The organism is Polycladidibacter hongkongensis (genome assembly GCF_001561995.1).
Classification (GTDB): Bacteria; Pseudomonadota; Alphaproteobacteria; order Rhizobiales; family Stappiaceae; genus Pseudovibrio; species Pseudovibrio hongkongensis.
In genome coordinates this window covers 51,912-77,433 of sequence record NZ_LLWC01000022.1, presented here as the reverse complement: position 1 = coordinate 77,433, position 25,522 = coordinate 51,912, and the positions used below count along the sequence as shown (strand labels likewise).

At 53.5% G+C, this 25,522-nt stretch carries 26 protein-coding genes, 1 tRNA gene, 1 pseudogene and 1 riboswitch; of the genes and pseudogenes, 21 read left to right on the top strand and 7 right to left on the bottom strand.

What is annotated here, in order from left to right:
* Position 1 precedes the first annotated feature (1 nt).
* From AYK82_RS08410 to AYK82_RS08370, 9 genes are all read left to right on the top strand, one after another.
* Positions 2 to 1,447 (top strand): DegQ family serine endoprotease, encoded by a 1,446-nt coding sequence (locus AYK82_RS08410; RefSeq protein ID WP_082733823.1) that lies wholly within the window; start codon positions 2 to 4, stop codon positions 1,445 to 1,447.
* A 130-nt stretch (positions 1,448 to 1,577) separates the two neighbouring features.
* Positions 1,578 to 2,894, top strand: coding sequence for a replication-associated recombination protein A (locus AYK82_RS08405; RefSeq protein WP_068314019.1), 1,317 nt, complete (start codon positions 1,578 to 1,580; stop codon positions 2,892 to 2,894).
* Between the two features lie 169 nt (positions 2,895 to 3,063).
* Positions 3,064 to 3,450: a fluoride efflux transporter CrcB gene (gene crcB, locus AYK82_RS08400; RefSeq protein ID WP_425272571.1), complete on the top strand. Its 387-nt coding sequence runs from the start codon at positions 3,064 to 3,066 to the stop codon at positions 3,448 to 3,450.
* Between the two features lie 145 nt (positions 3,451 to 3,595).
* Positions 3,596 to 4,612 carry an RluA family pseudouridine synthase gene (locus AYK82_RS08395; RefSeq protein ID WP_068314016.1) on the top strand — a complete coding sequence of 339 codons (1,017 nt, stop codon included), beginning with the start codon at positions 3,596 to 3,598 and terminating at the stop codon, positions 4,610 to 4,612.
* A gap of 89 nt (positions 4,613 to 4,701) precedes the next feature.
* Complete coding sequence (locus AYK82_RS08390) at positions 4,702 to 5,367, top strand: HAD-IA family hydrolase (RefSeq protein ID WP_068314013.1); 666 nt, start codon at positions 4,702 to 4,704, stop codon at positions 5,365 to 5,367.
* 33 nt (positions 5,368 to 5,400) lie between these two features.
* The gene (locus AYK82_RS08385) at positions 5,401 to 6,219 is read left to right on the top strand and encodes an ATP12 family chaperone protein (protein WP_068314010.1); all 819 of its coding nucleotides are present in this window, start codon (positions 5,401 to 5,403) and stop codon (positions 6,217 to 6,219) included.
* 268 nt (positions 6,220 to 6,487) lie between these two features.
* Positions 6,488 to 6,973, top strand: a complete 486-nt coding sequence (locus AYK82_RS08380; RefSeq protein ID WP_068314007.1) for a bacterioferritin — start codon at positions 6,488 to 6,490, stop codon at positions 6,971 to 6,973.
* A 476-nt stretch (positions 6,974 to 7,449) separates the two neighbouring features.
* A complete protein-coding gene (locus AYK82_RS08375; protein ID WP_068314004.1) occupies positions 7,450 to 8,112 on the top strand; it encodes a YiaD family glycine zipper/OmpA-like lipoprotein in 663 nt (220 codons plus the stop codon).
* A 320-nt stretch (positions 8,113 to 8,432) separates the two neighbouring features.
* A complete protein-coding gene (locus tag AYK82_RS08370; RefSeq protein ID WP_068314001.1) occupies positions 8,433 to 9,965 on the top strand; it encodes an acyl-CoA carboxylase subunit beta in 1,533 nt (510 codons plus the stop codon).
* Positions 9,966 to 10,002: 37 nt separating this feature from the next.
* On the opposite strand, the gene AYK82_RS08365 is transcribed toward AYK82_RS08370, so the two are convergent.
* Positions 10,003 to 10,317: a hypothetical protein gene (locus AYK82_RS08365; protein WP_208976442.1), complete on the bottom strand. Its 315-nt coding sequence runs from the start codon at positions 10,315 to 10,317 to the stop codon at positions 10,003 to 10,005.
* Positions 10,318 to 10,385: 68 nt separating this feature from the next.
* The gene (folB, locus tag AYK82_RS08360) at positions 10,386 to 10,748 is read right to left on the bottom strand and encodes a dihydroneopterin aldolase (protein ID WP_068315579.1); all 363 of its coding nucleotides are present in this window, start codon (positions 10,746 to 10,748) and stop codon (positions 10,386 to 10,388) included.
* A 282-nt stretch (positions 10,749 to 11,030) separates the two neighbouring features.
* On the opposite strand from folB, the gene AYK82_RS08355 reads away from it, so the two are divergent.
* The 5 genes from AYK82_RS08355 to AYK82_RS08335 all read left to right on the top strand — a co-directional run bounded on the left by AYK82_RS08355 (position 11,031) and on the right by AYK82_RS08335 (position 15,859).
* Positions 11,031 to 13,046 (top strand): acetyl-CoA carboxylase biotin carboxylase subunit, encoded by a 2,016-nt coding sequence (locus AYK82_RS08355; protein ID WP_068315577.1) that lies wholly within the window; start codon positions 11,031 to 11,033, stop codon positions 13,044 to 13,046.
* A 37-nt stretch (positions 13,047 to 13,083) separates the two neighbouring features.
* Positions 13,084 to 13,746, top strand: coding sequence for an HAD hydrolase-like protein (locus tag AYK82_RS08350; RefSeq protein ID WP_068313998.1), 663 nt, complete (start codon positions 13,084 to 13,086; stop codon positions 13,744 to 13,746).
* 8 nt (positions 13,747 to 13,754) lie between these two features.
* Complete coding sequence (locus tag AYK82_RS08345; protein ID WP_068313995.1) at positions 13,755 to 14,177, top strand: gamma-glutamylcyclotransferase family protein; 423 nt, start codon at positions 13,755 to 13,757, stop codon at positions 14,175 to 14,177.
* A gap of 81 nt (positions 14,178 to 14,258) precedes the next feature.
* A riboswitch (FMN riboswitch) is annotated at positions 14,259 to 14,409 on the top strand.
* Positions 14,410 to 14,566: 157 nt separating this feature from the next.
* Positions 14,567 to 15,463 carry a DMT family transporter gene (locus AYK82_RS08340; RefSeq protein ID WP_068313994.1) on the top strand — a complete coding sequence of 299 codons (897 nt, stop codon included), beginning with the start codon at positions 14,567 to 14,569 and terminating at the stop codon, positions 15,461 to 15,463.
* A 114-nt stretch (positions 15,464 to 15,577) separates the two neighbouring features.
* Positions 15,578 to 15,859 (top strand): acylphosphatase, encoded by a 282-nt coding sequence (locus AYK82_RS08335; RefSeq protein ID WP_068313991.1) that lies wholly within the window; start codon positions 15,578 to 15,580, stop codon positions 15,857 to 15,859.
* Positions 15,860 to 15,863: 4 nt separating this feature from the next.
* Here the strand turns inward: AYK82_RS08335 and lipB are convergent, their stop codons facing one another.
* Positions 15,864 to 16,595 (bottom strand): lipoyl(octanoyl) transferase LipB, encoded by a 732-nt coding sequence (gene lipB, locus AYK82_RS08330; RefSeq protein WP_068313989.1) that lies wholly within the window; start codon positions 16,593 to 16,595, stop codon positions 15,864 to 15,866.
* Positions 16,596 to 16,815: 220 nt separating this feature from the next.
* Here lipB and AYK82_RS08325 point away from each other — a divergent pair, with 220 nt between their 5' ends.
* From AYK82_RS08325 to AYK82_RS18335, 4 genes and pseudogenes are all read left to right on the top strand, one after another.
* Complete coding sequence (locus AYK82_RS08325; protein ID WP_068313987.1) at positions 16,816 to 17,082, top strand: FliM/FliN family flagellar motor switch protein; 267 nt, start codon at positions 16,816 to 16,818, stop codon at positions 17,080 to 17,082.
* A gap of 204 nt (positions 17,083 to 17,286) precedes the next feature.
* Positions 17,287 to 17,373: transfer RNA gene (locus tag AYK82_RS08320), tRNA-Leu, on the top strand.
* 250 nt (positions 17,374 to 17,623) lie between these two features.
* A pseudogene (locus AYK82_RS18340) lies at positions 17,624 to 17,987 on the top strand (DDE-type integrase/transposase/recombinase); the annotation flags it as partial.
* Positions 17,988 to 18,030: 43 nt separating this feature from the next.
* Positions 18,031 to 18,246: a hypothetical protein gene (locus tag AYK82_RS18335; RefSeq protein WP_244265740.1), complete on the top strand. Its 216-nt coding sequence runs from the start codon at positions 18,031 to 18,033 to the stop codon at positions 18,244 to 18,246.
* A 34-nt stretch (positions 18,247 to 18,280) separates the two neighbouring features.
* Here AYK82_RS18335 and AYK82_RS08305 read toward each other — a convergent pair whose 3' ends face one another.
* A complete protein-coding gene (locus AYK82_RS08305; protein WP_068313981.1) occupies positions 18,281 to 19,033 on the bottom strand; it encodes a hypothetical protein in 753 nt (250 codons plus the stop codon).
* Positions 19,034 to 19,139: 106 nt separating this feature from the next.
* The gene (locus tag AYK82_RS08300) at positions 19,140 to 19,364 is read right to left on the bottom strand and encodes a hypothetical protein (protein ID WP_068313978.1); all 225 of its coding nucleotides are present in this window, start codon (positions 19,362 to 19,364) and stop codon (positions 19,140 to 19,142) included.
* Positions 19,365 to 19,824: 460 nt separating this feature from the next.
* On the opposite strand from AYK82_RS08300, the gene mgtE reads away from it, so the two are divergent.
* Together mgtE and AYK82_RS08290 are read left to right on the top strand one after the other, a co-directional pair.
* Positions 19,825 to 21,237, top strand: coding sequence for a magnesium transporter (gene mgtE / locus AYK82_RS08295; RefSeq protein WP_068313976.1), 1,413 nt, complete (start codon positions 19,825 to 19,827; stop codon positions 21,235 to 21,237).
* 35 nt (positions 21,238 to 21,272) lie between these two features.
* Positions 21,273 to 21,695 carry an ACT domain-containing protein gene (locus AYK82_RS08290; RefSeq protein WP_244265739.1) on the top strand — a complete coding sequence of 141 codons (423 nt, stop codon included), beginning with the start codon at positions 21,273 to 21,275 and terminating at the stop codon, positions 21,693 to 21,695.
* Here AYK82_RS08290 and AYK82_RS08285 read toward each other — a convergent pair.
* Positions 21,685 to 23,805 carry a putative bifunctional diguanylate cyclase/phosphodiesterase gene (locus AYK82_RS08285; protein WP_172795219.1) on the bottom strand — a complete coding sequence of 707 codons (2,121 nt, stop codon included), beginning with the start codon at positions 23,803 to 23,805 and terminating at the stop codon, positions 21,685 to 21,687. The genes AYK82_RS08290 and AYK82_RS08285 overlap by 11 nt on opposite strands.
* Positions 23,806 to 24,146: 341 nt before the next feature.
* Between AYK82_RS08285 and AYK82_RS08280 the strand changes: the two genes are divergently transcribed.
* Positions 24,147 to 24,728, top strand: coding sequence for an ATP-dependent Clp protease proteolytic subunit (locus tag AYK82_RS08280; protein WP_208976466.1), 582 nt, complete (start codon positions 24,147 to 24,149; stop codon positions 24,726 to 24,728).
* Positions 24,729 to 24,792: 64 nt separating this feature from the next.
* Here AYK82_RS08280 and AYK82_RS08275 read toward each other — a convergent pair whose 3' ends face one another.
* Positions 24,793 to 25,491, bottom strand: a complete 699-nt coding sequence (locus AYK82_RS08275) for a DUF599 domain-containing protein (RefSeq protein WP_172795218.1) — start codon at positions 25,489 to 25,491, stop codon at positions 24,793 to 24,795.
* Positions 25,492 to 25,522: the final 31 nt, after the last annotated feature.

The window sequence follows — 25,522 nt, the reverse complement described above, 5'->3', positions numbered from 1 at the left end:
GATGGCTTTGTTTAGCTTTTCTAAGGGGCGGCGCTTTGGTGCGCTTGCCGGGGTGGTACTGGCACTGGCGTTTTCTGGCTCTGTGCAGGGGTATGCGGCAGAGCGCACAACACCGCAAGATGCTACGCAGGTGAAGCTCTCGTTTGCGCCGGTGGTCAAGCAGGTTGCCCCGGCGGTGGTGAATGTTTATGCGCAGCGGCGCGTTCGGGAACGGGTGGCGAGCCCGTTTGATTCTGATCCCTTTTTTCGGCGGTTTTTTGGTGGCAACAGCCCCTTTGGGGCGCCGCGCACGCGGGAGCGTGTGAAAAGCTCGCTGGGTTCCGGGGTGATTGTGTCTAAAGATGGCACAATCATTACCAACCATCACGTGATTGAAGGTGCGCAAGATGTGCGTGTGGTGCTTTCGGATAAACGCGAGTTTGAAGCCAAGGTGTTGCTCAAGGATGAGCGCACGGATCTGGCGATTTTGAAGATAGATGGCGAGGGAGCAGATCTGCCGATGGTTGAGTTCGCCGACTCTGATGGCTTGGAGGTTGGCGATCTGGTGCTTGCTATCGGCAACCCGTTTGGTGTTGGTCAGACGGTGACACAGGGGATTGTCTCGGCTGTGGCGCGCACTCAGGTGGGGGTCTCTGACTACCAGTTTTTTATCCAGACAGATGCGGCGATCAACCCAGGCAACTCCGGTGGCGCATTGGTGGATGTAGATGGTAAGTTGGTGGGGATCAACACAGCGATCTTCTCTCGCTCTGGTGGCTCAAACGGTATTGGCTTTGCTATTCCCGGCAACATGGCCAAGATTGTTGCCACAGCGGCGGGGCATGGCGATGTGGTGCGCCGTCCGTGGGTAGGCGCCAAGTTGCAACCCGTATCGCAGGATATTGCAGCCAGCCTTGGTATGGATCGGCCGAACGGAGTGATGGTGACGCGGGTGCTAGAGAACTCCCCGGCGCAGGAAGCAGGCCTCAAGGTCGGCGATCTGATCACCGCGGTGGCGGGCGAGCAGGTGTCTGACCCCAATTCATTTGGTTATCGTTTGGTGACGCAGGAACTGGGCAGCGATGTCGCTTTTGCCGTGCTGCGTGATGGAGAAGCGTTGACTTTATCTGTGCATATGCGGGTAGCACCGGAAAGCGTGCCACGGGATCGGCGCGAGCTGAAAGGCACCTCACCATTTGCAGGTTCTGTGGTGATGAATTTATCGCCAGCGGTGGCTGAAGAGTTGCGTATGGGAGATGAAACTGCGGGCGTCGTGGTTGCCGAAGTTTTAGAAAGCTCACGGGCGGCCTATGTGGGCTTCCGGCGCGGGGACATTGTGCTTGAAGTGAATGGCGAGAGTGTGGACAGCGCAAAGCAGCTGGCAAAGCTAAGCAAACGCAAGATCCGCACTTGGCATATTAAATTCCGCCGGGAAGGTCGCGATATTTCCACAACACTGCGGCTTTAAGGCCAATTAGTTGATTTGAATAGAGATTAGGCCGCCCAATGATCCGGGCGGCCTTTTTGTTTGGCTTGTAAGGGGCTATTAATAGAGAGGAGAAAGTAGTCTGGGTCGAGTGAAGGACAAGGACAGAGCGATGGCAGATCTGTTTGCACAAAGCGGAGAGGAAACTGCGGCGGCCAACCGGCCCTTGGCTGACCGTCTGCGTCCAGATGAACTTGCTGCGGTGGTGGGGCAGGGGCACTTGCTCGACGAGGATGGTGTGTTGGCGCGGATGCTGGCCTCTGGAACGCTTGGCTCGCTTATCTTTTGGGGGCCACCGGGAACGGGCAAGACCACTGTGGCGCGCCTGCTCGCGGATCATACCGAGTTGCAGTTTGAACAGGTTTCCGCGATTTTTTCCGGTGTTGCAGATTTGAAGAAGGTGTTTGAGCGTGCGCGGATGACGCGGCTGACGGGGCGCGGCACCTTGTTGTTTGTCGACGAGATCCACCGGTTTAACCGGGCGCAGCTGGATAGTTTCTTGCCCGTTATGGAAGATGGGACCATCACCCTTGTGGGGGCGACCACGGAAAATCCGAGTTTTGAGTTGAATGCGGCGCTGTTGTCGCGGGCGCATGTATTGGTGTTTGAACGGCTGGACGAGGCGGCGCTGGATGCGCTGTTGTGCCGGGCGGAGGAGGAAACCGGCGCGGCCTTGCCGCTTGACGGGGATGCGCGGCGGGCGCTTATCCAACTTGCCGATGGTGATGGGCGGGCGGCGCTGACATTGAGTGAGGATGTGTGGCGCACGGCCAAGCCCGGCGAGACATATGATGCAGCACAACTTGGCAAGATGGTGCAGCGGCGGGCGCCGCTTTATGACCGCAAGCAGGATGGGCACTACAATCTGATCTCGGCGTTGCATAAATCCATTCGCGGTTCGGATGCGGATGCGGCGCTTTACTGGATGGGGCGCATGTTGGATGGGGGCGAGGACCCGATGTATCTGGCACGTCGGTTTGTGCGCATGGCGGTGGAGGATATCGGTCTGGCTGATCCGCAGGCGCTGGTGCAGGCCAACGGCGCCAAAGAGGCCTATCAGTTGCTGGGTTCGCCGGAAGGGGAGCTCGCTTTGGCGCAAGCCTGCGTTTATCTGGCCTGTGCGCCGAAATCAAACGGGGTTTACACGGCCTACAAGGCCTCACGGGTGGCAGCTCAGCAGCATGGCTCGTTAATGCCACCGGCGCATATCCTGAACGCTCCAACAAAGATGATGAAGCAAATGGGATATGGGGATGGTTATCAGTATGACCATGATGCACCGGATGCGTTTTCCGGACAGGACTATTTCCCGCAGGAAATGGGGCGACACCAGTTTTATGCACCGCCTGAGCGTGGCTTTGAGCGGGAGATTAACAAGCGGCTGAGTTACTGGCAGCGGCTGCGCAAAGAGCGACAGGGCACCGGCTAGGCCAGCGTTGCTGGCGCGTTGGATTTCGTGGAGGGTGGCACGCCTAGGCAACCCTTTTTAAATAACAAAGGGTGCTGTTTAACCTCGCATTGAGCGGCTGCATGCTATGGCGAACTCAGTCTCGCCGGGGATGCCCGCGCATTGTGCAACTCGTGAAAGACGGAAAAAAATGATAAGAGATTTGCTTCTGGTTGCACTTGGTGGTGGCGCTGGGGCTGTGTGTCGGCACTTGGTTTCGCTTGCGGGGCTGCGTGTGCTTGGCGCTGGCTTTCCTTGGGGCACGATTACCGTCAACATCCTCGGCTCGTTCTTAATGGGGGTGTTCATCGAATACCTTGCCCATCGGCTTAATTCCTCGCTGGAATTTCGGCTGATGATTGCCACGGGCTTTTTAGGCGGGTTCACCACTTTTTCGTCTTTCTCGCTGGATGTGGCGGTGTTGTGGGAGCGCGGCGAGCCCGGACTTGCCTTTGTCTACGTGGCAAGTTCGCTGCTGATTGGGGTGAGCGCGCTGTTTGGCGGGCTTTATCTGGCACGTGCCACTTTTGCAGCCTAGGCGCAGGCGGGGGCGTCGCGTCGTTTTTTGCGCAAAAAATGACGTCCGGCCCTTGCGTCTTATCCTATTGCCTGTCACAGAGAGCGCAACAAACAAGAGGTGCTGCGGGCGATCCTGCGGCCTAAAGTAAGCAGGACGGCGGCCCATGAGCGCCATTGAGCAAAGAAAAGTTGATGCGGATGAGGCGGGAATGCGCCTTGATCGCTGGTTTAAACAGCATTTCCCCGATTTGGGATTTGGGCGCTTGCAGAAGCTGCTACGCACCGGGCAGGTGCGGGTTGATGGCAAGCGCGCTGAGGCAGCGACACGGATTGCCACTGGTCAGGTTATCCGCATTCCGCCGCTGGGTGTGAGCGTGAACGCCGATGACCAGCGCAACGCCAAGCCGCGCGCCCGCAAGCTGGTGGAAAGCGACCGTGAGGCCATCGAACAGATGGTGCTGTTTGAAGATAATGATGTGATGGTGCTGAACAAGCCTGCTGGGCTTGCTGTGCAAGGCGGATCTGGGGTCAACCGGCATGTTGATGGCATGCTGGAGGCTTTCACCGATCGCAAGGGCAACAAGCCGCGCCTTGTGCACCGGCTGGACCGGGAGACGTCCGGTGTGTTGATGGTGGCCAAAACCCGCCGTGCAGCGCAGGAGCTGACCAAGGCGTTTCGCCATCGCAATACCCGTAAGATTTATTGGGCGATCCTTGCGGGGATTCCAAAACCGGCGCAGGGGCGGATTTCCTCCTATCTGGTGCGGGATGAAAGCGGCGAGAAGATGCGCATTGCCCGCCATGGCGAGGATGAGGCGCAGCACGCGGTTAGTCTTTACAATGTTGTTGAGCGCTCCGGGCAGAAGTTGGCTTGGGTGACGATGCAGCCTGTTACCGGCCGGACGCACCAGCTGCGTGCTCATGCAGCTTCGATGCGCCATCCGATTATTGGGGATCCGAAGTACTTCAATATTCAGAACTGGGAGCTGCCCGGCGGTATTCAAAACAAGCTGCATTTGCTCGCGCGGCGGATTTTGATCCCGCATCCTTCCGGGAATGGCATGATTGATGTGTCCGCGCCGTTGCCGCCGCATATGCAGCAGACTTGGAACTTGCTCGGGTTTGATGTGAACGATTATGACCCCGAGGAGCATGAGCCCGCTCCGGGAAAAGCAAAATAACAACAACAAAAGGCGAGGTACGCTGCTGCGTGCTTAACGCTGGAATTCAGGGTCCTGCTTGCAACACAGCAGGAGGTGGGAGCATACGCATGTATCTGGTATTGTTTGACTGTGACGGCACTTTGGTCGATAGCCAAGACTCCATTATGTATGGATTGCGGGCTGCGTTTGCGGCGCTGGATTTGCCGCAGCCAACACGCGCTCAAGGGCTTTCCATTGTCGGGCTTTCACTGGATGAGGCGTTTTTGCAGCTGGTTGGCGAAGAGCGTGCCGACATTGTTCCGGCGATGAGTGATGCGTATCGAAAGGCAGCCATTGCGCGGCGCACACGCGGTGAGGATCTTTCGCCGCTCTACCCCGGCGCGAAGGCTGCGCTTGAGGTGCTGTCAACGCGCGACGACGTGTTGATGGGGGTGGCAACGGGCAAGCATTCGCGCGGTGTGGCGCATATGGTGACCGAGCATGGGCTTGAGGGTAAGTTCCTGACTGTGCAAACGGCAGACCGCGCCCCCTCCAAGCCGCATCCGGCGATGATCCAGCAAGCGATGGACGAGCTGTGCGTGACCTCAGAAAACGTGGTGATGATTGGTGACACCACCTATGACATGCAGATGGCGCGCAACGCAGGTGTTGCAGGCCTTGGGGTGAACTGGGGGTATCACGAGCGTGATGCGTTGCTGCAGGCGGGCGCCTTTAAGGTGTTGGAGCAGTTTGATGCTTTGCTGCCAGCGCTTAGCGAGAAATTTGGCTGGTAGAGCCATCAGAGTTTAGAAAGAGGCGAGGCGCGCATGCGTGACATTTTTGAGCAAATCTCCGAGGATATCTCCAAAGGAAAAGTTGATCCGATCGAGCGGGCCAAGGAGCTGTCCCGGCGCGAATTGCCAAAACGCTTCTACGAGCGGGTAAGTGTTGAGCAGGCGGATGGGCTTTATCAGGTTTTGCTGGATGGTCGGGCTGTGAAAACGCCGCAACGCCGCGCTCTGGCATTTGCGCAGGAGCACGTGGCCAGTACCGTGGCGGCGGAATGGGAGTTGCAAGAGGAGAAAATAGACCCGGCAACCATGCCGCTGACCCGCCTTGCGCATTCGGCTATAGATGCCGTTGCAGACCGACCTGCAGAAGTCATTCAGGAAATTGGTCGCTTTGCTGGCAATGATCATTTGTGTTATCGCGCAGATGCTCCGCAAGAGCTGGTTGCGCGGCAAGAAGCGCATTGGGAGCCGCCCCTGAAATGGGCTGAAGACAAGTGGCAGGGCGTATTTGTCCGCGTTGGCGGCATGATGCACAAGGAACAGGACGTCGACTTTATCGGGCGCATTGAGGCGTCACTTAGCGCCTTTGACCCACTCGAATTGGCGGCAGTGCATACCCTCATGTCTATCAGCGGCAGTGCTGTGTTGGCGTTAGCGCTGGCACATCAGGCCATTGATGCGGAATCGGCGTGGGCAGCTGCCTATGTGGACGAGGATTGGAACATCGAGCAGTGGGGTGAGGACGCGGAAGCCGCGCGGGTGCGCCAATTCAAACGTGAAGAGTTTGATACAGCGGTGTTGGTACTGAGCCCTGCGCCTGAAGAGCGGGATGCGGCTGGGGAACTGCTGGGCTAACTCCCCCCCCCCTTTGCAATTGTTTTGAGAGGAGAGGCCGCACTGATATTCGGTGCGGCCATTTTTCATTCACGATAATGCGTCACTGGGAGGGAAGCGGCTGGCAGGGCAGCCACTGGTAGCCAACGTCTGGAAGCGCCGCTAAAGGGCGGCCTACGGCAAAACGCGTGCGTATTATAGATTATAACAATTCTAAAGTGTTGATTGCAATTGCGGGATGCCCTATTCTCCGGCTAACTAGTTTTTCTAATAGGAATAGGGGGTTGCAATGAAAGACAGCGAGAAGGTTATTGAACGTTTGAACGCAGCGCTTCGGCATGAGCTCGGCGCAGTCAGCATGTACCGCTTGCATAGTCAATTGCTAAACGAGATGGGCATAGGCAAACTGGCCGCCAAAGAGCTGGAAGAAGCTGTGGAAGAACAGGAACATGCGGACCAGTTGGCAGAGCGTGTTCTCTTCCTTGGCGGCGTGCCTGATATGCGCCCAGAATTTGTACCAAGCATGAAAGACAGTGTTAAAGCGATTCTCGAAGCTGATCTGGCTGGTGAGAAAGATGCCCGCGAGGCCTACCGTGTTTCGCGTGAGATCTGCGATGCGGAAGGGGACTACGTCTCTATGCAACTGTTTGATCAATTGCTTGCAGACGAAGAGGGGCACATCGATTTTCTCGAGACGCAGCTTGAGCTGCTCGGCAGCATTGGTGAGGCCAATTATGGTTTGCTGAATGCGGTTGCCGCGGATGCACAAGCCTAAGAGTTAAAAAAGACATGTCGCAATGAGGGGGGGGCTTGGCTCCCCCTTTTTGTGTTTGGGAGCTGCAGCGTTCCTATCGCTTGATTTTGTGGGGCTCTACGCGTTTTGGTATGTCGATATCGCGTGTTAGTGGCTTGGTTTATAAGCAAAGGCCGTGGTCTCGCAAGGGAAAATGCGCCTAGCTTCTTCGCGATGGTCAGAGTGGCGTTTTGAGTTAAATGAGCGGACTACAACGGCGCCAATGGTGCGCGATTTAGTTTTACTTGACTGCTTTTTTAAGCGGCTCCCCGTTGCTCGCGGAAGAAGAGTGGCGGCTGAAATGTGGCGGGAATGTGCGGTTTCCACATGCTGTCACTGGTTTTCATCACTTGAAGCCATTCCTTACTTGCAAGGCTGACAAAGGCCCCTAATAGTATTTGCATGTGAGCGCGGTCTGCTTCCGTGTCCTATACTATTTGAATTAGGAAGAGTTTCAGATGAAGGCATATCTCCGGGGGGCTGCTGTTGCCCTGACTTTGGTGGGTTTGGCTGCTTGTCAAACAACCAATCCGTATACTGGCCAATCAAAGGTTTCAAATACAGCCGCGGGTGCCGGTTTGGGTGCTGCTGCTGGCGCTGTTATTGGTGCAATCGCAGGTGGTGACAGTGCGCGCGTCGAGGGTGCACTGGTCGGTGCCGCTGCCGGTGGGTTGATCGGAGGCGGTATTGGCAACTACATGGACCAGCAAGAAACTGCGCTGAGGCAACAATTACAAGCAAGCGGCGTATCTGTGACACGTGTTGGCAATCAGATTAAACTGAATATGCCAAATGATGTAACGTTCGCGACCAACCAAACAGCGCTGAGCCCACGGGCTATGCAGGTTCTGACCAGTGTAGCGGTGGTCGCAAAAGAGTACACGCAGACACGCCTCAATGTTTATGGGCACACAGATAATGTCGGTTCTGCGCAATACAATATGCAGCTTTCGCAGCAAAGAGCGCAGATAGTGGGCTCCTATTTGATCAACCAAGGCATTCCTGCGCAACGCATTGCCGCGTTCGGCTATGGGCTCTCTCAGCCAATCGCATCGAATGCAAGCGAAGCGGGGCGCGCGCAGAACCGGCGGGTGGAAGTGGTCCTTTCCCCCTTGCAATAGTTCCAAGAGATTGATTTGTGCGTGTCTGACTAAAGGTGCGTATGAGGTGAGACTAGGGCTTGTCGCAGCTTTGCGGCAAGCCCTGTTTTTTTTACCGCGCTATTTTGTAGGCAGATTTCAGCGGATTTACTTAAAAAGCGCAAAGCATCATTGTGAACAAGTAGCGAACGATGATTGGTTTGATGGGTCGTGTAAGGAGTGGAATTTGCGGGATTTTTCGCTGCTGATTGGAGACAAGGCTTAAACCAAATGGATGACTGGTTGTCGTCTATCTCAACATGTTAGGACTAAGCCCAACTAGGTGGGAGCTGGTTTTTATTATGAAAGAAGTCCTTGCGGAACTGGAACTGCGTCGCGAAGACGCGAAATTGGGTGGTGGTCAACGCCGTATTGATGCGCAGCATGCAAAGGGCAAGTTGACGGCCCGCGAGCGTATAGAGATTCTTCTCGATGAAGGGTCATTTGAAGAATACGATATGTTCAAGACGCATCGTTGTACCGATTTTGGTATGGATGAGAGTCATATTCCTGGTGACGGAGTGGTTACCGGATGGGGCACAGTAAATGGTCGAACCGTTTATGTGTTTTCGAAGGATTTTACCGTCTTTGGCGGATCCCTATCAGAAACACATGCGCAAAAAATTATGAAAATTCAGGATATGGCTTTGCAAAACAGAGCGCCAATTGTTGGTCTGTTCGATGCGGGAGGGGCACGTATTCAGGAAGGTGTCGCAGCGCTTGGCGGCTATGGCGAGGTATTTTGGCGCAATGTGCAGGCATCCGGTGTGATCCCCCAGATTTCAGTTATTATGGGGCCATGTGCGGGCGGCGATGTGTATTCGCCTGCGATGACAGACTTCATTTTTATGGTTCGAGACAGCTCGTACATGTTTGTCACTGGTCCTGACGTAGTAAAAACCGTTACAAACGAGACTGTTACAGCGGAAGAACTTGGCGGCGCCAGTGTACACTCAACCAAATCATCTATAGCTGATGGTGCATTTGACAGTGATGTGGAAGCACTCCTACAGGTACGCCGACTACTCGATTATCTTCCCATGAACAATCAAGCTTCGCTTCCAGAACTCGCAGTATATGACGATCCAGCGCGCCTTGATGATAGTCTTGATCGCTTGATCCCTGACAACCCGAACAAACCCTATGATATGCGCGACGCGATTTTGAAGTGCATTGACGAGGGCGACTTCTATGAGATTCAGGAGAAATTCGCGGCAAATATTATCACTGGGTTTGCGCGCATAGAGGGGCGCACCGTAGGTATTATTGCAAACCAACCGATGGTACTTGCCGGTGTTCTTGATTCAGACGCTAGTCGCAAGGCTGCCAGGTTTGTAAGGTTTTGCGATTGTTTCGGAATCCCGCTTGTTACATTTGTTGATGTTCCAGGCTTTTTGCCAGGTACAGCGCAAGAATATGGTGGACTTATCAAGCATGGCGCCAAACTTCTCTTTGCCTATGCGCAAGCGTCTGTTCCCAAGATCACGATTATTACACGCAAAGCATACGGCGGAGCATATGATGTGATGAGTTCCAAGCATATTCGAGGGGATATCAACTATGCATGGCCGTCTGCCGAGATTGCGGTCATGGGTGCAAAAGGCGCGGTTGAAATCTTGTACCGTGCAGAGCTGGGCGACTCTGAGAAGATTGCAGAGAGAACGCAGGACTATGAGACCAGATTTGCCAATCCGTTCGTCGCGGCGGAGCGTGGTTACATTGATGAGGTCATAATGCCCCATTCAACGCGTCGAAGGGTGTCTCGCGCATTGGCGATGCTAAGAAATAAACAGTCGGAGCTACCTTGGCGGAAACATGACAATATACCACTTTAGGGAGTATTGAACATATCAACTGCTGGGAGCCTTGCAGCTAATCAAAGGCATCCCAGTAGTTTGGCGGTTCGCATGTATAGCCGATAAAACACTCTTTCTTGTCCTTGGTTGGAACCCATGCGCCCTGCAATACTTCATCACGTTGGCAATAACGGCGTTCAGCGACGTATCTGTCAAACAAACGAGTGCTCGTATTGAGAACAATCGCGCCCTTGCTTTTGACGAGGTTCTTTGTTTTTTCACAGGTCATGAGGCGAGTGTCTGGCCGGGATTGGGCTGGGGCGGTAGTGCTCCAAAAAAGGAAGAGTGAGACTATGAGCGCTGTTATCTTGTTTTCATACTCACCGCGCATTGAATTCACGCCTCCTTTGCTTGAGCTTCTCGTTGCAAATAAGCGTAGGCGAATAATGTTAAGCGAATTCAAATGCGCTGTTGCGTGATCTCAACTTTGAAGCATCCTGTTGCGACAGGAACGGGTGCGGACGGTTTGTGCAAAGTAATTGAAACACGTTCAATTCTACTATCATAATCTAAAACCGCCTCGCAAATGGCACCGGCCAAGCGTTCGATTAGATTAAAGCGGTTGTTGGTAACAACACTCTCTACAAGCTTTGCAAGGCTACCATAGCAAACTGTGTCCTCGTATTTGTCGCTCTTGGATGCGGCCGAAAGATCTAGCTCGCACTTGAGATCGACTATGAAGCGTTGCCCGAGACGAGCTTCTTCCTCGAATAGACCGTGATTTGCAAAAAACGATAGGCCTGTTAAGTAGATCGTGTCCATTTTTTCCCCTTTTTCGTCTCTTTGATTTTTAGCAGTGCTTTGCACGATTGGCTAGTGATCCCCTGTTCTTGATTAGCCAAAAGAACAACCCGATTGTTTCTCCCTAAAATGCACTTGGCTTGGTATGCCGGTTCTAATTTTTTCTATGATTTCATAGGGATATGAAAGTTCATTTCATCTTGTATAGTCGAGATCTAGGGGGCGTGTTCTCCTTTTTGCGAGGTTGATCCTGTGTTGTTTGGCTCATAGAAATTCACTAGATAAATGGGGATTGGGCCTGAGATGTTTTCGAAAATACTAATAGCCAACCGTGGTGAAATCGCTTGTCGCGTAATCAAGACTGCCAAGCAAATGGGGATAGCGACTGTTGCTGTCTACTCTGATGCTGATCGCGATAGCATGCATGTGGAGATGGCGGACGAGGCGGTACACATTGGCCCTGCTGCGGCAGCAGAATCCTATCTGCAGGTGGGGAAAATCATCGAGGCGTGCCAAAAAACTGGCGCGGAAGCTGTGCATCCCGGCTACGGCTTTTTGTCCGAGCGCGCTGAGTTCTGTGCGGCACTGGCTGCGCATGGCATAGTTTTCATAGGCCCAAACCCAAAAGCCATTGAGGCGATGGGTGATAAGATTACATCTAAGAAATTTGCCGCCAAGGCAGGTGTGTCTACTGTCCCTGGTTATATGGGGCTCATTGAAAGCCCTGAAGACGCTATGCGGATTTCTAATGAAATTGGCTACCCTGTGATGATCAAGGCCTCGGCTGGCGGCGGTGGTAAAGGAATGCGCATTGCATGGAATAGCGACGAGGCTGCGGAAGGTTTTGAGCGGGCGCGTTCGGAGGCGGCGAGCTCGTTTGGCGATGACCGTATTTTTATAGAGAAGTTTATCGAAAACCCACGTCATATCGAGATACAGGTGCTCGGAGATAAGCATGGGAACACTGTGTATCTAGGTGAGCGGGAATGCTCTATTCAGCGGCGAAACCAAAAGGTGATTGAAGAAGCGCCCTCGCCACTTTTGGATGAAGCGACACGAAGAATGATGGGGGAGCAGGCTGTTGCTCTGGCACAGGCTGTTGACTATGACAGTGCTGGCACTGTGGAATTTGTCGCTGGGCAGGACAAGAGCTTTTATTTCCTTGAAATGAATACGCGATTACAAGTTGAGCACCCTGTTACCGAGCTTATAACCGGGGTGGATCTTGTTGAGCAGATGATACGTGTGGCGGCTGGCGAAACCCTTAGTATGGCGCAAGAGGATGTGCGCCTAGATGGGTGGGCCGTTGAGAGCCGGATATACGCAGAGGATCCTTTTCGCGGGTTCTTGCCCTCCATTGGCCGCTTGAACAAATATCGCGCGCCAGAAGAAGGTAAGACTGGCGATGTGACTTTGCGCAACGACACAGGGGTGAGCGAGGGACACGAGATCTCGATGTTTTATGATCCGATGATCGCTAAGTTGGTAACACATGCGCCAACGCGTTCGGAGGCTATTGAAGCGATGAGTTTGGCGCTTGATGGGTTTGTCGTTGACGGCATAGCGCATAATGTGCCGTTTCTTGCTGCGTTGATGCGACACAAGCGTTGGCGCTCGGGTGAGCTTTCGACCAGTTTTATTGCCGATGAGTATCCGGAGGGGTTTGTACCCGCGGAACCTGACAGCAAAGCAAAGGCGTTATTTGCTAGTGTGGCGCTATCGATGCATTTAATCGAGCGAGAGCGGCTGGATCATCTTCCCGGGCGTTTGCGGCCACACTCAGGCGCAGTGCGGACAGATTGGGTGGTTAATCTGGACGGCGAGCCCGTTCAAGTGAAATTGTGTGAAGGGCACACGGCAACGCCGATTGATATGGATGTGTCTGTTGCCGGGGGCAGTGCGTCCGCGCTGCGATCAGATTGGACGCCGGGCGACATTTTGTGGCGGGGTTCTTATGAGGGGCAGCCGGTTCAGGTTCAGATTCGCCCTGTGCTCAATGGGTATCAGCTGGACTGGCAGGGCATGCGGGTGCTGGCAAGGCCAATGACGCCGCGCATTGCCGAGCTGGAAAGATTGATGCCTGAAAAAGTGAAGCCCGATACTTCGAACTTGTTGCTTTGCCCGATGCCGGGGCTGGTTGTTTCTATCAATGTGGGTGAGGGGCAAGAGGTCAAGGCTGGTGAGCCGCTGGCGATTGTCGAGGCAATGAAGATGGAAAACATTTTACGGGCCGAGCGCGACTGTGTAATAAGTGCAATCAAGGCAACGCCGGGGGACAGCTTGGCGGTTGATGCAGTTATCATGGAATTTCAAGTGTAGCGATTGAGCTCTGGCTCTATCGCGGGATGGAGCCAGAGTGGACGCGGTACTTTTTGATCTGGATGGGACACTTACCAATCCTTACATCGGAATAACGTCAGGTTTTCAGCATGCGTTGGCGAAGATGGGGCGCGATGTGCCGGAACGTGATGTACTGAAGATCTATATCGGTCCACCGATTGAACAAGGCATTGCCAGTGCGCTGGGCAGTGATGATCCGGCCGAAATTGAGGCAGCGGTTAAGCAATATCGCAGCTATTATGACGCGCAAGGCTTGTTTGAAAACCACATTTATGACGGTATCGTTGAAGTATTGGCGGCATTGACAGACATGGGGGTGCCGTTGTTTGTTGCGACTTCAAAGATTGAAGGGGCTGCACGCCGCATCGTTACGCATTTTGGTTTGGAGCCATATTTTAAAGAGATTTATGGCAGTTTTGCCGGCGGCGCACGCGCCGACAAAGGCGAGCTCATCAAGGCGCTGCTGGAGGCAGAGGGGCTTGCCAGCGACCGGGTGGTGATGATTGGTGACCGTAAATATGATCTGATCGGCGCAAGAAAAAACAAGGTTACCAGCATTGGGGTGCTCTGGGGCTTTGGCACTCAGGACGAGCTGGAGCAAGAGGAGCCTGCGCATTTGGCTGCGAATCCCGCCGAGCTTTTACCAGTATTGCGGCAGTTTGCTGCTGATGCGCGATAGGGGCTACTATGCCACTTTACTTCTCATATGGCCGCTTGATGAATCGCGATGTGATGGCAAAACGCTGTAAGCGTGCGAAAACCCTTGGCCCTGCGCAGATGGATGGGTACCGCTTCATTATTGGACGCGGCGGTGTACCAAGCCTGTTGAAAGCGCCGATGCAGTGCGTGCACGGTGTGCTTTGGGATTTGCATGTCAGCGATGTGCCAAGTGTCGATAGCGCGGAGGCGTTGATGCGCGGCGCTATGGACAAAGTGTTTATTCCTGTTCGTCATCAAGGTATTACGCGATCCGCTCTTGTTTACGTGACGCGCAGTGCGGCTAGTGGCCGGGCGCATGACAAGGCGATAGAGGGGCTGGCCGATGCGCTTGAACAATGGCAGATGCCGCAGCTGTATAGACAGCATGTTCTGAGCTTGTTGCAACGTTAGGCGAGTCTTTTCAGTGATACTGAAAAACTAGATGCGTCCTCCTATTATTTCTGCTAGTAAAAGTTGGCGTGGTCAAGGCTGCGCGCTTCTCAGGGCGGGGTGAAAGTCCCCACCGGTGGTGATGTTTCCTGTTGAACGGAAACTAGTCCGCGAGCGCCTGCGATGTGCAGGGTCAGCAGATCCGGTGTGATTCCGGAGCCGACGGTTACAGTCCGGATGAAAGAGATGATCAACTTGTGCAGCCTGTGCTGTCGCAGGGCGACGTTTGTCCTGATTCATATGTTCTGGTGCGTGGCTATCCGCCGCAGCGCCCTTTGAATCAGAGGTTGAAGTGAAGAAAAAGATTTTGATATGCGGGCGCCTTAGGTCCGCAACGGCGGGGGCGCATTATGAGTGAGGCGCTTTCTCGTATGGGCTTATCCCATCGGCTCGTTGGGGCCGCTTGGATGGTGTTTGCCGGGGCGGTGTTTGCCCTAGTAAACGCTGCAATGCAATATCTGACGATGAACTTGGGGCTTGGGTCCGCCAGTGCCACCTTTTGGCAGTACTTCGTTTCGCTTGTGGTGTTGTTGCCGCTGGTGCTGCGTGGTGGTGTGGCGGCGCTGCGCACCAAGCAGCTGGGTTTGCACGTGTTTCGTGTGGTGCTGGCAGCTTTGGGCGTGCAATTATGGACCGCTGGATTGGCGCAGGGGGTGCCGATCTGGCAAGCAATTGCATTGCTCATGACATCGCCATTTTTTGTGACCATTGGCGCTGCGCTGTTTCTGGGCGAAAAAGCGAGCTACGAGCGTTGGTTGGCAACAGCTGTTGGTTTTGTCGGCGGTATGATTATTCTAGCGCCATGGCAGGATGATTTTAAACTTGCGGCATTGTTGCCGGTTGGCGCTGCTCTGTTGTGGGGTAGCTCCATCTTGGTGATGAAAAAGCTGGAAGGTACGGAGAGCGCGCAAAGTGTAACGCTTTACCTGTTGTTGCTGCTGACCCCGATTAATCTGGTGTTGGCGCTGTCTGCAGGCGGTGGTGCGCTTGAGCTACCAAGTGGCCAGTCGGCTTGGGCGCTGGTTGTTGTCGCCGGGGTGCTCGGTGCAATTGCGCAAGGCAGCCTGGCGTTGGCCTATGAAAAGGTTGATGCGGCATTCTTGCAGCCGTTTGATCATGTGAAGCTGCCATTTAATGTGCTGACAGGGCTGGTCGTCTTTGGCTGGGTGCCTCCGGGCAATCTTTGGCTCGGGGCATTGATGATAATTGGTGCCTCGCTATATCTTATAAGAGTAGAAAGAGCGTAATCTTGTTGTCGGGCGGCCTTCGGGTCGCCCTTTTTTGTATGTGTAATAACTCGTGAATTTAGTTAGCGATATCGCATAGTGGTTTTAGTGCTTGGTCACTCGAGGGAGGAGCGAATGCTGGCACAGAAGTTGATTATCAGTGGCCGTGTTCAGGGCGTTGGGTATCGCCGCTGGTTTGCAGAACAGGCAAGGATGCTTGGAGCTGCCGGATATGTACGAAATTTACCGGATGGGCGGGTGGAAGCCGTGATCGCGGGCACAGATGTCTCGACAACGCTGCTCATGCAAGCAGCAGAACGCGGCCCCACCTATGCGCGGGTAAGCGAGGTGGAGCTGGCCGGTGTGATCGAATTGGACGCAACCACCTTGAGTGGCTTTGTCATTGCGCGAGGTTGATCGGTTATTCGGCGCCCGCAGCAAGGCCTGACGGGCCAATGGGCTCAATCGGGCCAAAGATCTGCTGGAACTGGTCTGCCATCACCATATCCACTTCTGGCATGGTGACGAGCTGGCCGAGATCTTCAAAGCTGGTTGTACCGTGTTGCTGCACGCCGCAGGGGACAATGCCAGAGAAATGCTCTAGCTCTGGCGCTATGTTGATGCTGATGCCGTGGAAGGTGACCCACTTGCGCAGGCGGATGCCAAGAGCGGCGATTTTGTCTTCAACGCCAGCGCCTTTCTCTGGGCGTTGGACCCAGACACCGACGCGATCTTCACGGCGTTCGCCGCGGATATTGTGCGCTTCAAGTGTATTGATGAGCCACTGCTCCAGTGCCGAGACAAAGGCGCGCACATCTTGCTGACGGCGTCGCAGATCAAGCATTACATAGGCGACGCGCTGGCCAGGGCCATGATAGGTATATTGTCCGCCGCGCCCGGTCTCATAGACCGGAAAGCGGTCTTTGGCGAGAAGATCTTGCGGGTCGGCGCTGGTGCCTGCGGTGTAGAGCGGCGGGTGTTGCAAGAGCCAGACACGCTCGCGGGCCTCTCCTGCTGCTATGGCGGCAACACGCTGCTCCATCTCCGCGGCGGCGGCTTCATAGGTGACAAGTTCATCATCCACCACCCATTCAACGGGTGGTGTGCCTGTTTGGGCGTGAAAATCCAAGGTGAGTTGCTGGCGCTGTGCCATGGCTGGCAATTCCTTACGCTGTCATCTTTAACGCAAGAGTGGTTGGGGACGGTACGAACCAAACCCGCTGGCAATGATAGACCGGCTCTTGCAATTCCTATAGGGTTGTGCCGCTGCGGCCTGCAGCGCCGCCGCTTGTGCTTAGCGATTAGCATATGGAGCGGATGGGCTCGCTTCGTCAAGCGCGCGGGCCGGATTTTGGAGTTGTGAAGGGGACGTGATGACCACTTTTGACGATATCTCGGTGGAAATCTCTGTGGTTCTGGGGCAAGCGGAAATGCCGATCCATCAATTGTTGCGCATGGGGCGTGGCGGGGTGATCGGGCTGGACGCCCATGAGAGTGATGATGTGCTAATTCTGGCAAACAAGACACCCATCGCCCGCGGTCAGGTTATGGTGATTGGCGAGAAGGTTGGCGTGCGTATCACAGAAGTATTGGAGCGTGGTCCGGAGGTGCGGCCAGAAGCGCTGGATGCTATAATCTAAGCCGCGATCTAGGGTTACTTTTGTTGCGTGCGGTGGATAAGTTGCTTACCTACAAGGGGAAATAGCAATTTTTACGGCATTTTGTGAATAAAGGTGCTTTTGCCTCTTGCGCGCTTTCCAGCAGGGGGCTATATCACCGCTCACCAGCCGAGAGGGCGCAACACTTCTTGAAAAAGAGTGAGTAAGAACTCGGTGCTACAGCGTGCGGCCGTGGCGGAATTGGTAGACGCGCAGCGTTGAGGTCGCTGTGGGGTAAAACCCGTGGAAGTTCGAGTCTTCTCGGCCGCACCATTTTTCTTGAAATATCCCAGTATAGGCAAGCTCTTATGTGTTTCTGATGTGCTCTGGTACAAAAAGAGGCGCAACAAACGGCAAAGAGCCTTCGGGGCACCAGCCCCCGCTTCGTTATCTTTCCACTAGAGACAATCACATGCGTTGCCCAGGGGCAGTCCCTGTCAGTTTGAGCCGCAAGAAACCAAGCACCACTAATCTTTGGCATCTAGATGAGATCCTGCAAAATCGGCGCAGTACATCTCGTGAATTGGGGCAGCGAAGCGATTACTGACCTATTCTTTGAAGAAGCAAGGTGTCGCGACAACGCGGATGGTTAGAGATAAACTCGGCTCCTATGGAGCGGCAAGACGCAAGGTGGTACCCGCTGTTGAGCACCTTCGCCACAAGGGCTTAAACAACCGGGCCGAGAACTCTCATTTGCCGTTTGATCCCTAGAGCGCGCCATGCAGGAGTTCAAATCGCAGGGGCAACTGCAAAGGTTTCTGGAAGTATTTACCGGCCTTCGAAATCTCTTTGTTTCCGCTCATCACCAACGCTTTGCGATCGACATTCACCTCCATCGCATCAACACTTTTGCTAGGTGGAAACAAGCCGCTAAGCTTAACGCCTAAAATGCCTCTAGAGAAAACCAGTGCGGCCAATGGCAGGCTAAGCTTGCAGCACCCTCTAGGGTATTGGCTGCCATTAAAACAGATCAACTCGCTAAACCCCAAGCCACGAATTGAGAGCGAGCTGATTGTAGTCGAAACGCCAGAAGCGCGAAACCGCGTAAGCTTTGCGGCACAACCCTGTATAGTGCTGGTGAGTTCCAGAAACCGCGTGAAAGCCATGCGCGAGATCCTTGCCGCCGTGCGTGGCTGCAAAGAGTGAATAGAACCTCCACCCATGGTGGAGGTCGCAATCGCTATTTGCGCAGGGATTTGATTTTCGTATACAAATCCACGAGCTCACTCGAAACAAATGTCTTAAATTCTAGCGGTTTTACTTTTTTCGAAAGTGCTGGGTATCTTTTCTTAAATTCGGTTCTATCTGCAGCAGTGGGAACACGGCCGGTCGGAAAAACAGAGCCTAAAGAAAAGAAACTCGAGTCTTCTGCTGTCACCAAATCCAAGCTACCCATATCATATACTTTTCCGCTTGCTACAGCGAATTGTGGTGCTTTTACCATTAGTTCCGGCATGTCGAGAATGCTGTAGTCTCTTCTGCCTCTATACAACTGCACGTAAAAACCGGCGCATCCTACGTAAGTTACTACATATTCTCCGGGTTCAATGGTGTTGAGCTCGCCGTTGCTTACGACTTCAAGATTTTTGTTGGAGATATTTACGGCGCGAAAGTAGCCGTTGTTACAAGTTTCACCATTGTTTTTGACACGAGCGTATGCGATCGCATGGTCTTGTAGCTGCTCGATTGCTTGTCCTTCAGACATTGGCGCTCGATTGGTTACGCAACCAGTAGTGGCAAAAATTACTAGTAATAATAATGGTTTTATATTCATTGCGTCGATTCCATTAAAAATAGTCTGTTTGTCTTCCATGTTTAGCACGGTGTTTTTTATTGCCAAAGTGAAATTGCTGATTTTATCAAGCACATCTTTAGATAAATGGATGTAGTCGGAAAATAAAATTTTACGTAATATTTGCCGCATGCCTTTCATTGGTGCCTTTTACCGAGAGGTGCGTCTCAGCTGAACGGCAATCGTCTTTTGGCCCATCCTTTCACTGTATAGTAGGTCGAGAGGGGAACCCCCTCCCTCCATTTCTTTATTTTACAACATGCATGCCCGGAAATAGCGGGGTAAAGGCGGCTATCAATTGGTCGTCGTCTGCGGTTGCGGAAGTGTAACGCGCTGTCGTAACAGAAGCGTCGTAATCAAGCTCAACGTACCAGCCGGGGTTCTCTTCGTTAACTTGATCGCGTGCTGCAATCGACGCGTAATGGCTTGGGCCGTTGCTAGGGTTGTCGCCGAAAACTCTGATGCTTCCCATAGGTCTCTCCTTGATTAATGGCACTAAGGTTGACGGTTCGCCGTCACGTTTGTGAATTTTCAAGAAATTTACCACCGCTCCCATCGGGCTATCGGCCTAGGCTGTGCGTGAGCAGGGGTTGGGAAGGAAGGCTGGCAAGAGCGGCAAAAAGCACCGGCCTCGTTTGAGAGAAGTAGTTGCCCTGCATTTGGATTTTTGATGAGTTAAAGTATTAAAATTATTTACTACGTGCTTTGCGGTGCGATTAGGCCGCCCTAAAAAGCCCTTGGTTCTTCGAGCCATGACTTACTTGTTTTGGCCTTTTCATTTGCATCAACGTGCTTTCTTGCCACTACCCACTTGAATTGTTGGGGGGCATTGCCCTTTTGTGTGTAAGTGTCTTGCGGCTGAGACGCGGCTGGGGCAAACATGAAATAACCCCTAGCACCAATTGGTATTCGCGCATTTTACAGGAGGCTTGATGATCGAACAGATCCGTGCAGATGCGCAGGAGACACCGGTTTCTATAAGCGTGCGAGATGATGACGGGCACTTGCTCAGCGATTTTGTCAAGGAATTGGAGCAGGCGGTACGGGCGCTTGATAACGCACGTGTGTACGAGTTGGCCGCAGGTTTGCACGAAGCGGATATGGGCGATGTGCTGGAAACGCTGAAGAGTGATGACCGGCTTGGCCTTATTCAACTGCTTGGCGACGCGTTCGATTTTACGGCCCTGACCGAGACTGATGAACAAGTGCGCACCGAGGTATTGGAGGCGCTGCCAACCAGCGATGTGGCCGAGGGGATTGGCGAGCTTGATTCTGATGATGCGGTGTATCTGCTGGAAGATCTGGAAGAGGATGACCAAGAGCGGATTCTTTCCAAGCTCTCCAGTGTTGACCGCGTACAGATTCAGCGCTCGCTTGACTATCCGGAGGAAAGCGCAGGGCGCCTCATTCAGACCGAATTTGTCGCTGTGCCTGCCTTCTGGACAGTGGGACAGCTGATCGACCATTTGCGATCTTCCTCCGGATTACCGGAGAAATTCTATGAAATTTATGTGGTGGATCCGGGATTTCATTTGCTTGGTGCGGTTTCTTTGGACCGGGTGTTGACCACCAAACGCTCCAAAAAGCTTTCTAAAATCATGGAGGAAATGCGCTTTTCGGTGCAAGCAACGCAGGATCAGGAAGAGGTGGCGCGCCTGTTTGAGCGTTACAATCTTGTTTCGGTTGCGGTGACGGATGAGGATGAGCGGCTGGTCGGTATCGTCACCATTGACGATATTGTTGACGTTATTCAAGAGGAAGCCGAGGAAGACATGCTGGCGCTTGCCGGTGTGGGGGATGAGGAAATCTCCGATAGTGTCTTCGAAATTGCGCGCTCGCGCATTGGTTGGTTGGTAATCAATGTGGGCACGGCGCTGTTTGCAGCGACGGTTATTTCACTATTTGAAGAAACGATCAGCCGTATGGTGGCACTGGCGGTGTTGATGCCGGTGGTGGCCTCAATGGGGGGGAACTCCGGCACGCAAACTATGACGGTAACCGTGCGGGCAATTGCAACGCAGGAGTTGAACCGGCGCAATTTTTTCCGTGTTTTGCGGCGTGAATTTTTGGTGGCGCTGCTGAATGGTAGCGGGCTTGGGTTGCTTATTGGGATCATAGCCGGGCTGTGGTTTCAAGGGCTTGATATCGGTTTGGTTATTGGTTTTGCTGTTTTGGTAAACTCGCTGTGCGCCGGGCTGTTTGGTCTGCTGATCCCTTTAGGGTTACATCGCGCCGGGGCTGATCCGGCTTTAGCATCCTCGGTATTTGTTACGATGGTCACCGACGTTGTTGGCTTTTTTTCGTTTCTGTTCCTCGCGGCGTGGTGGTTCGGCTTGCCCTACTAGCTTGTTTTAAAGGGTTATTTTAGTGGAGTTGTTGAGTGTCCAAAAATAGAGTTTCTGCGCTTCGGAATATGCTGCGGGGTATGAACCCTGTGCTTAACGAGGGCGTGTTTTGCTTTGTTTCCATTCCTAAAGGAGAGCAGGTGCCCCCTTTGCTTGGGCGGGAGGCTCTTGGGCAATTCCGAGAGGCGGAAGGTGTGAGCCTTATCGTGCCGCGAGAGGCCGCGATCCACTGCGGGTTTAAGGGGGGACCGGCCTTCGCGCAGGTGACGCTTGAGGTTTACTCTGATCTACAGGCTGTGGGTCTTACTGCCGCCGTCGCGAATGCGCTTGCCGAGCGAGGGATAAGCGCAAACGTGGTTGCCGCCTATCATCATGATCACGTATTTGTTGATGTGGAAGATGGACCGCGGGCGGTGGCGGCCTTGCAGCAGCTGCAGCTCAATGCATCTAGCGACTGATTTTAATGCGCTTTTGCGGCTCACCGGGTTTAGCAGGTAAGGTGAAGTGCAGTTGGCTTTGCTGCTGGGCTTCAAGCATTTCGCATATTTTTGCAGCCGGAACTGCGGGGGAGAACAAGAAGCCTTGAAACTGATGGCAGCCCAATTGGCGCAGGTGATTAAGCTGTGCCTCTGTTTCGATGCCTTCGGCGACAAGATTTAGCCCCAGAAATTGGCCCATTTGCGTGATCATGCGGACAATTGGCCAACGCATGCTGTCTGAAATGAAGCTGCGGTCGATTTTGAGTGAAGACACCGGGTAGCGATGCAAGTAGGCAAGGTTTGAGTAGCCGGTGCCGAAGTCATCAATCTCCAATGGAAAACCAAGATCATTCAGCAAGAAGAGATCCCGCAGGCTGTCTTCGCTGTCGTTGATCAGGGTGTTTTCAGTAATCTCAATATGGATCTTTTCCGGGCGAACGCCGGTTTCGCGCAGTAGCTTGGCAAAGCGCTGTGGTAAGCCGCCACGGCGCAATTGAGCCGGGGACAGGTTGAAAGAGACGTCCAGATTAAACCCGCTGGCAGCCCACCTTGCCTGTTGTTGCATTGCGTTCAGTGCAACCCAGTTGCCAATCTCGTCAATCAATCCGTTTTCTTCGGCGATACCGATGAAACCGGCGGGGGAAATGTACCCGCGGCTGGGGTGATGCCAGCGCAGCAACGCTTCAACACCGACGATACGGTGTGTCAAGGCGCAGAGGCGAGGCTGGTAATGCAGTTGCAATTCTGACAGGTCGAGCGCGCTGCGGAGGAGAGTACTGACCGACAAGCGTTCATCCGCCGCGATCTGCATGGCAGGTTCAAATACGACTGTGCGGTTGCGACCTTGCTCTTTGGCGCGGTACATGGCCAAATCGGCTTTGCGCAGCAGTGTTGGAAAATCTCGTCCATGCTCTGGAAACAAGGTGATGCCGATTGAGGGGCTTACATGTAGGCGGTGCTCACCAATTTGGCATGGTTCGGCGATTGCGGTGCATATTTCTTCTGCCAGCAGTATGGCCGTCGCCTGATCGGTGATCGCGTGGCAAAGGATGACGAATTCATCACCGCCGTGGCGGGCTACGAGGCCATGTTCACCTGCGGCTTTTTTCAGGCGGTTGGCGACCAGCACAAGTAGATCGTCGCCGGTTTGGTGGCCAAGCGTATCATTGATTGTTTTAAAGTGATCAAGATCGATAAACAGTAAAGATCCACCAATTTGCTGGCGTGCTTCATCTTGTAGCAGTCGATCAACTTCAGTGGCGAGGACATTGCGGTTGGCAAGGCCGGTTAGTTGATCGTGATGGGCAATATAGCGAATTTCTCGCTCGGCTTCGATACGTGTCGTTACATCGTTTGCACTTAGTAGGTAGACCGGCTTGCCAGTTGCGGTGTCCAAGTCAGGTCTTACCGAGATATCAAACCATCGTGGCCCGTCTTTGGTGTGTAATTGAGCAAGAAGAGATTTTTCTTCATTTTCCGCGGCGGCCATATGCAGTGCATTACAATCTTCATGCCTGCAAAAGATTTTGCTCAGTCGATCGCCATCATAAGGGCGGCTCAGGCGGAAGGCCGGGTTTTCGTAGAGCAACTCGCCACTTTTTGAGAATAGCGCAATGTGTGTTGTGGTGTGAAACAAGGCTTGTGTGCTGCGCATTTGCAGTTCGTTCTTGTTTCCCGTCGATAAGAGCGAGGCAACAACACCCATGCGTCCATCCTCAAATGGCTGGCAGGAAAATGCGACAGAGAGATTCATCATACGCTCGCCGAGTTTGGCGCTTAACATGGTACTGGAAACATCTCGTCCGGTTTGATCTGCGCGAATGACGTGCAAGTGCCTGGTGTAACGCGGCGCATTGAAGGGTTCGGGCAAGGGGAGGGCAGCGGCAAAATCGCGGCCATTATCATCGCGCAGGCGCTTGGACGGCGGTAACTCCATCAGGTTGCAGGCGGCATGGTTTGCCCATGCGATCAGGTGGCAATCGGGATCGAGTATGGCGATGGGATGGCCTATGCGCTGGAAAGCGTGGGCGTCGGCCGCTGGCAGGCTGCCAATTCTAGTATCTGCGCTGCTTAAACGATCGAAAGTCAATGCGGAATCCAATTGTCTGAGGAACGCATGGTCTGGATACAATATGTATTGGTATACGTGCTTTTTAGGGGGGTCACAACCCAAAATGGGCATCTGATTTAAGTTTGGAATAAATTTTAACTATCTTATGGGCAGGGTAAACAAAATACGTCGTCGGCATGCTTTGGGTGTCCCCCGCTAAATTGAGGCTCGGTTATTTTGGTGTTTGCGAGGGGCGAAGCCTTCTTTTACAAAGATGGAGAAATTGTTTTGTTTGAGTTAGGGCTTGCCGACGCGTTGAGCCGATTGCCTAAGGAGCACGTTGCGAAATGACAATGACTGGTTGCACAGCACCTGTTGTGATGGATGGGGACGCTGCCAAAGAAAAAGAAACTAAGAAATCTTCGAGTGTCGAAAGCCACCTGTTCAAATCGCGGACTGTGCTTATTACAGGCACTATCAGTCAGGAGTTGGCAGAGGATGTGTGTTCACGCATGCTGGCGATGGCACAGGTTTCGGATGATCCGATTAATGTGATTGTCTCCTCCCCGGGCGGTCATGTGGAATCAGGTGATATGATTCACGATATGATCCAGTTTATTCGCCCAAAAGTGAATATTATCGGGACCGGATGGGTGGCCAGTGCTGGCGCGCTGATTTACGTGTCTGTGCCAAGAGAGCGTCGTTACTGTACTAAGAATACGCGCTTTTTGCTACATCAACCAAGTGGCGGCGCTGGCGGTATGGCAACCGACATTGAGATTCAGGCTAATGAAATCCTGAAAATGCGTGATCGTTTGAACAAGATTTTTGCAGAGGCAACGGGGCAATCGCTTGAACGTATCGAGAAAGATACGGATCGCGACTACTGGATGACCCCGCAAGAGGGGATCGACTACGGATTGGTCGGAAAGGTTGTCAATCGCGTGGACGAGGTCGGTTAAGGCGTCGGTTCGCCCTTCATGTTTTTACAAATTGCAACGGGGCCATTGGGCCCCGTTGCTGTTCCTAGTCGAGATTGGCTGGTTTTACTTTGATTTTTGCCGCGGCTCTGGCGCGAGAGGCAAATTGACGGCGCAGTAAGACGGCGGTGACGAAAAGCGTGGAAGCAATGAACGCTTCAGCGCCTGCATACCAACCGAGGTAACCGACGGCAAAAAACAAGGCTTGTTGCCCTCTGCTAAAGTGTTTGCCGGCCAAGGTGACGAGCCGAGCGGCCCGGTCAGCAGCAGCGATCGCCTCTTGGTTTTCGGTCGAGACTTCTTCAGGAATTGAGCCGATCACGATGGTTGCGTAGTTAAAAAGGCGATAGGCCCAACCAAACTTGAAAAAAGCGTAGGCAAAGATCAGGATCAAGCCGAAGGCCTTCAACTCCCAAAGAACAGGATCAGTGCTGATTGGCACCGGAAGTCGCTTGGCGAGCATGACTGCGTTTTCGGTTGCGTTGAGGAACGTGAAAGCGCCCCCAATTGCTAGCAGTGATGCAGAAGCGAAGAAGGCAGTGCCTTGCTGAAGGCCAGCTGCGATGTTGGTATCGGCAATACGAACTTGCCTAGTTAGCATTGCACGCATCCAAGCATGGCGATGACTATCCATCATGTAGGACAGCGTTTTGTGTCGCCATTTGCTGTAGGAGGTCAGCCAGCTGTAGCCGCTCCACGCGGTTAAAAAAACAAAAAGACCTAAAAAGTCGAGGGAAGAAAGCACGGTTTTAGCTCCATGGGGGATGGAAAAGTGG